This is a genomic window from Acinetobacter haemolyticus (assembly GCF_900406815.1).
In the GTDB taxonomy this organism is placed as follows: Bacteria; Pseudomonadota; Gammaproteobacteria; order Pseudomonadales; family Moraxellaceae; genus Acinetobacter; species Acinetobacter haemolyticus_A.
In genome coordinates this window covers 1-6,523 of record NZ_OVCN01000034.1, presented here as the reverse complement: position 1 = coordinate 6,523, position 6,523 = coordinate 1, and the positions used below count along the sequence as shown (strand labels likewise).

Below are 6,523 nucleotides of genomic sequence, written 5' to 3'. Positions count from 1 at the left end.
ACATCGACCGTCCCTTTGTCACAGGACGACTCCACGAAGCACACCGCAGCCCAACTAAATTCGATGACCAAGGACAACTGCCTGACACCAAAAAACTGGCAGGGATCAAATCCAAAGAATATCAAGGTTCAGGCTACAACCAACTACGCTTTGACGATACCACAGGGCAGATCAGTGCCCAACTGCAAAGCAGCCATGCAGCCAGCCAACTCAATCTCGGTAAGCTGAGCCATCCCAAAGCCCAAGCAGAAAGCAAAGACCGAGGTGAAGGCTTTGAACTACGCACAGACCAATGGGGCGCGATCCGAGCAGGCGAAGGCTTACTGATCACCACCCATGCACAAGCGCAAGCCGAAGGTGAACATCTCGAAGCACAAACAGCCAAACAACAACTCGAAGGCAACCAAAACAATGCCAAAGCCCTGAGTGAAGTGGCAAAGAACCAACAAACGGATGAACTCGAAGCCTTAGAACAACTCAAAAGCTTTGCAGAAGAAATTCAGCAAGATATAGCCAAATTCAACAAAGCCTTACTATTACTTAGCTCACCAAATGGCATTGGACTGAGTACATCAGAAGACATTCATCTGTCCGCGGATGGACAACTGAACCAATTTGCAGGGGACAGTATTAACCTGACCACCCAGAAGAACCTGATTACCCAAGCCAGTCAAAAGATCAGTTTGTTTGCAGCGCAAAATGGAATCAAACAAGTTGCAGGCAAAGGCAAGGTTGAGATACAGGCACAAGGCGATGGCGCTGATCTGATTGCTCGGAATGCTTTGCAAGTGACTTCAACAGAGGGACGCATTGAAATTACGGCGAAAAAGAAAATTGTGATCTTGGCGGGAGGTTCGCAGCTTGAAATCAATGGTGGTGGAATTTTCCCAACGACAGGTGGAAAGTTTGAGGCAAAGGCTGGGCAGCATTTGTTTATGGGAGGATCTTCTGTTGAAGTTGCAGAACGTAAGTTTAACAGCTCACCATGTTATTTAACCTATCAGGTAACAGACAGTACAGGTCAACCTTTAAAGAATAAAAATTATGTCATGTATTTAGCTGATGGAACGATTAAGCGCGGTAGAACAAATGCTAAAGGTGAAACAGAGAAAGTTGAAACAGCAGGTCCTCAGAAGGTCAATGTGTTGATTGAAGATGATGATCACAAGGGTTATCAAATCAGTCAATTAAACTAATTTTGAGAGAATAAAATGACAAATAAGGCACAATACAAATTTAAATTAACGCTGGGTTCAACGGGCAATAGACCCGCGGCAAATGTTGGCTATAGCATATTGGCAAATGGTAGGATTCTAGCGAAAGGAAAAACGACAGGGACTGGAGAAACGGATGTATTTGAGCTTACAGGTTCAACGTCTGTAAATATCCAAATATTTAACGCTAAAATGAATCGTGGTAAAGGTGGATATCTGAATCCTTCTTTACATGATAGAAATGCTGCGGCAATTTTATTAAATAATAGGGTCTTGGATCAGATTAGTCAGGTCCAAAATAGACCAATAAGCATGTCTAATGTATTGCAACGGAATACACAGAATACGACTCAAACACCTTTAATGATGCAGCCTCAGCCTACAATACAAACGGTGCAGTTAAGATTAAAATCTTACGTTATTGTAGAATTAAGAGATCATTTAAAAAGAGCATTTAATACACGTTTAAATTATGACGTATTAGATCAAAGTGGCACAATCATAAAACATAACAATAAAGAACTAAAAGGCTTGCGTACTGAAAGAGCAGGACTAACACAAATACATTTTGTTGAACATCCAGTACGATTGAGATTTTATGGTGGGGACCTAGGGAGTGTCAAAGTGACCACGGAGGTTGTCTCTCCGTTTTTCACCCATCAGGATGTTCTGAAAACACAATATGTGAAGACTGCTCCAGCGATTACTGCACCCAAAGTTGACAATACAACGCGATTGGCAGGTAAACAGGATATTCCCGTCATAGTTGACCCTAAAACCAATGAGATTTATGTATTGAGTCCTCAAGATTTCAAAGATTTCTTAGAAATTTCTGGAAGCTTAACTAGTGCAATGAAAAATGTGCATGAACGACGTGAGAACGTAAATACACTCATGGCATTGGAAGCCAAGACGCCAGAACAGATTCGAGAGGCTGAAAAGAGTCTTGGAATTGCACAGGATGATGCGATTAAGGCACTGAACCAGCGATTTAAAAGCCAAGCTGATATTCGTGAGGTGATTGCGTTTGAGATGTTCACTACATCGGATGGTAAACAAAAGTTAAATGCGGTTCGGAAATATACCAATGAGAGCCAACATATTAAAAACAAAAACAATCGTTTGAATAAGTTTCAATATCAATTGACCTACCAAGTCCCTTGGAAAAATGCATCCGACACGGCAAAAACGGGACACAAAGATGGAACATTGATGACAATTGATGGTAGCAAGTTTAAAGAAAATTTGGTTCAAACCATTAAGGATATCAATGTTGAGCTGGTAAAAGTCAAAGGTGGGACATCGGTTACTTATGTTCCTGATCCCAATATTTTTGGTATCACCGCAACAGAATTAGTTGAAAGCTATCAAACTAGTGAATCCTCTACGGTGGACGTACAAGCACAATGGTTACGGTTGATTGCAGGTGCTGGTTATGACGGTACGGTAAAGTGGGGGACTCAGGGATTTCAGGCGCAAGGCTCAGCGTATGCCCAAGCAAAAATGGTTTTGCTCGAAGGTAAGAAAAAGTGGTTATGGGCATATCCAAGTTTGAAAGGTTGGATTATGGAGGCGGATGGCGTTCCGATGGGAGCAATCCGCTTTATTTGTGGTGCTGAAATCTACGGTTTTTCTGGGGCAGTGTTTGCCGCATCAACTGCTTTTGCTGTGACTGTCAGTAATGATGGTAGTAAACAAATGTTAACCAGTATCGCAAAAGACTCGAACGATTCACTTTCCAAACGATTGAATTCAGCAGGTCGTAGTGTTCTGGCAATGAAAAAAGGGGAGATGGATGACACAGTGTCGCCTGATAACAAATTTAATGCAGGAATTAATGCCTTTGCAGGGATTCAAGCAAGTATTAGTCCTTTTGGAGGACTTCAATGGCTTGATCCCGAAAACCCAAGAGACTTTAGTGATCTTGCCAGAATATCACCAACATTGGGTTTAAGTGCAGGTGTAGGCGGTAGTGCTGATTTTCACTTGTACTATGCGAATGGCGCATTCCGCTTTAAAGCCAGTATTGCTGCTTGTTATGGCGTTGGTGGCAAGGGGGCGTTAGAGTTTGTTGTTGACTTTAAAAATATTTATCAGTTAGTGCGTTTTATTGCTTATCAGCTCGTTTATGTATCTTTTAAACAGTTAGTTTATATGGTTCATAGAGATTTTATGCTGTTACATAAAATTAGTATGATGCTACCTTTTGAGGAAGATGGTGCTTTTATTCAAAGTATCGTAGGAATCAACCGAAAATTTGATTTATTTAAATCCAAAATTCAAAGAGCAGAACAACGTATTGCGATGTGCCGTAAGATCAATGCAAAAGAGCAATGGCTTAAATATTTAAGCCCAGAGAGTCGGGGCTGCTTTCTTTATCATATTACTCGACATGGTTTACTCACTCGTTGGCATGATCGTACTGAAACTGAAGGTTGGAGAATTATTGGAACAGATAAAGAATATGATTTTCCTGAGCACAAAGAGGCAGTATTAAATCTATTTAGAAGTGTTACTGTAGTGAATCACTGGACCAATACCTTGCAACATATGAGTCCAGATGGTGAGCGATCAACGAAAAGTATTGCGGAAAATGAAAGTGAATTACTGGATTTTTTAAATTTGGGTCGTCGTATGCAGGGGATCTTACCCCTTGCTGATTTAAAGAAAATTAAAGAAAGGATTAATCAGGATCATAATTTTCCTGAAAATTATAGCTCAGGCAATAAATATATTGATGAATATCTGAAAATGCGTGGACAACGGATCTTGGCATATCCAAAGGACTATCAGATTGCTAACTTTGGGACGCAGGAGTTTAAACAAATACAATTGGCGCAGCATTTAGAAAAACCTGAAATCTTTATAGCACAAGCGCCACAGCCAATCGAAGAGCTAGATATAACAAGATATACTGAAACTGAGGCGAAAACATGGATCACCTAAGGGTTATCCATGTTAGATGCTGTAATTTATTTCTTTTCGATAAATGGTTGGGAATGGTTGGACGCACAGCGGACAGAAGTTGCATCATATGGATTAAATGCTTCTATACTTTCAATGTCATCTTTATCAAATTGCTTGTGAGGTTTTTCTCCACTTCGATAGATTGTGGTAACACTTCCACCAGTTTGTAAACTTTGAGCTGCGCCAACTTGATATGTACTACGAATGGACTTTAATGTGCCTGTTGTTGGACCTTGCGGGTTCTGTTCAGGTGAGTTTTTATAATAGTTTGGATCAAACCAATCGGACATCCATTCATAGTTATCAGTTGCTAGATCATAGAAGCCTAAAGGTGTGGGCGGGAAACGACCTAGAATTGAAACAGTCATACTTGTATCCAATGGTCGGCTTATTTCGTCTCTTTGTTCATCACTCCAAACATTTCGCCCTAGTTCGTACTCGCCATTATCAGTTGGATAAATGAAGTATTCACCACGATTGCGTGCTGCATATTCCCACTGTGCTTCAGTAGGGAGATTCATCGGAATCCCCACTTGTTCACCTAACCATTGACAGTAGTCATGAGCCTGTTGCCAACTGATCCCAGCAGGGGCATCAGGAACACGTAATTTTTTAGAAATTTCTTGCATACCAACCTTAGGCTGTCCTGTTGCTTCAGTATAAATATCAAAGTCTTCAAAGGTGGTTTTATAGGCATTTAGGCTAAAACTATCGAGTGTGACTTTATGTACTGGCATTGCTGCATAGAGTCCAGTGATCGGTAATTTATCCTTACGGGTGATTGGACCAAAGTCACCCATCATAAAAGAACCGCCTTCGACAAAGATCATATTCTTTTTAGTTTTTTCGACCAGTTGCTGAATCTTTTTCTGTAATTCAGGAGAGGGTTGCGAGTTTTTATTATTTTTTTCAGAAGGTTTTGCACATGCAGTTAAAGCAATGCTAGAAAGTAAAATGATGGCAAGGTTTTGTTTAATCATCTTTTTTAAAATCATTAGGTTGCAGATATTGCTTAAATTTTAAGTGAGTTTGGGAAGATTGAAAAGAAACGTTGTGTTAATGATTAATTATAAGTTGAGTTTATCCGAAAATAATTAGAAAAAACCGAGATATTTATAGAGTAAGCCCCGCAACCAATCGAAGAGTTGGATATAACCAGATATACCGAAACAGATGCTAAAACATGGATCGCCTAATGGCTATCCATGCTAAGTAGGGTTATTTATTTTTTTTGATAAATGGCTGGGAATGGTTTGAAGCACAACGTACTGAAGTTGCACCATTTATATTAATATATTGAGGATTCTCTTGATCATCCTTATCAAATTGTGGGTTAGGTTCTTTACCTTCTCGGTAGATGGTGGTGACACTTCCACCGGTTTGTAGACTTTGAGCAGCGCCAACTTGGAAGGTACTACGAATAGATTTTAATGTGCCTGTTGTTGGACCCTGTGGATTCTGTTCAGGTGAGTTTTTATAGTAATTTGGATCAAACCAATCAGACATCCATTCATAACCATCAGTTGCTAGATCATAGAATCCTAGTGGTGTTGGAGGAAATTTACCTAGAACTGGGATTTTCATTCCATCTGCCTCTGGAACAGATTTACTAAATTCACGTCTTTGCTCATCACTCCAAACATTACGTCCTAGTTCATACTTGCCATTATCTGTTGGATAGATGACGTATTCACCACGATTGCGTGCTGCATATTCCCATTGTGCTTCGGTCGGGAGATTCATCGGAATCCCCACTTGTTCACCTAGCCATTCGCAGTAGTCATGAGCCTGTTGCCAGCTAACTCCAGCAGGAGCATTAGGAACGCGTTTAATTTTTGAAATTTCTTGCATCCCGACTTTGGATTGTCCAGTAGCTTCAGTATAGATATCAAAATCATCAAAGGTGGTTTTATAGGCATTAAGGCTAAAACTATCGAGTGTAACTTTATGTACTGGCATCGCTGCATAGAGTCCCGTGATCAGTAATTTATCCTTACGGGTGATTGGACCAAAGTCTCCCATCATAAAAGAGCCGCCTTCGACAAAGATCATATTCTTTTTAGTTTTTTCGACCAGTTGCTGAATCTTTTGTTGTAATTCAGGAGAAGGCTGTGTGTTTTTATTATCTTTTTCAGAAGGTTTTGCACATGCAGTTAAGGCAATGCTAGAAAGTAAAATGATCGCAAGGTTTTGTTTAATCATCTTTTTTTAAATCATTAGGTTGTAGATATTGTCTAATTTTAAGGGAGTTTATAAGCCTTACATATAAATAAAATGTTAAAAAGAAATTATAGTTAGCAATGAAAATTTAATCGGGATTATTATTTTGCACTATTATGGTT

4 protein-coding genes are annotated in these 6,523 nt (G+C 39.8%); 2 read left to right on the top strand and 2 right to left on the bottom strand.

All coding sequences use genetic code 11. The features are described 5' to 3' along the window. Positions 1 to 1,196, top strand: a 1,196-nt coding sequence (locus DK207_RS15445; protein ID WP_162540251.1) for a DUF2345 domain-containing protein, incomplete at its 5' end; no start/stop codon positions are given. A 15-nt stretch (positions 1,197 to 1,211) separates the two neighbouring features. Beyond that, positions 1,212 to 4,160 (top strand): DUF4200 domain-containing protein, encoded by a 2,949-nt coding sequence (locus tag DK207_RS15440; RefSeq protein WP_109441948.1) that lies wholly within the window; start codon positions 1,212 to 1,214, stop codon positions 4,158 to 4,160. 26 nt (positions 4,161 to 4,186) lie between these two features. Here DK207_RS15440 and DK207_RS15435 read toward each other — a convergent pair whose 3' ends face one another. Next, positions 4,187 to 5,176, bottom strand: coding sequence for a formylglycine-generating enzyme family protein (locus tag DK207_RS15435; protein ID WP_109441947.1), 990 nt, complete (start codon positions 5,174 to 5,176; stop codon positions 4,187 to 4,189). Positions 5,177 to 5,399: 223 nt separating this feature from the next. Further along, positions 5,400 to 6,383: a formylglycine-generating enzyme family protein gene (locus DK207_RS15430; RefSeq protein ID WP_109441946.1), complete on the bottom strand. Its 984-nt coding sequence runs from the start codon at positions 6,381 to 6,383 to the stop codon at positions 5,400 to 5,402. Positions 6,384 to 6,523 lie beyond the last annotated feature (140 nt).

Excerpts from the sequence above, each read along its gene's own strand:
- DK207_RS15435 (WP_109441947.1), bottom strand. The coding sequence starts at position 5,176 with ATGATTTTAAAAAAGATGATTAAACAAAACCTTGCCATCATTTTACTT.
- DK207_RS15440 (WP_109441948.1), top strand. The coding sequence starts at position 1,212 with ATGACAAATAAGGCACAATACAAATTTAAATTAACGCTGGGTTCAACG.
- DK207_RS15430 (WP_109441946.1), bottom strand. The coding sequence starts at position 6,383 with ATGATTAAACAAAACCTTGCGATCATTTTACTTTCTAGCATTGCCTTA.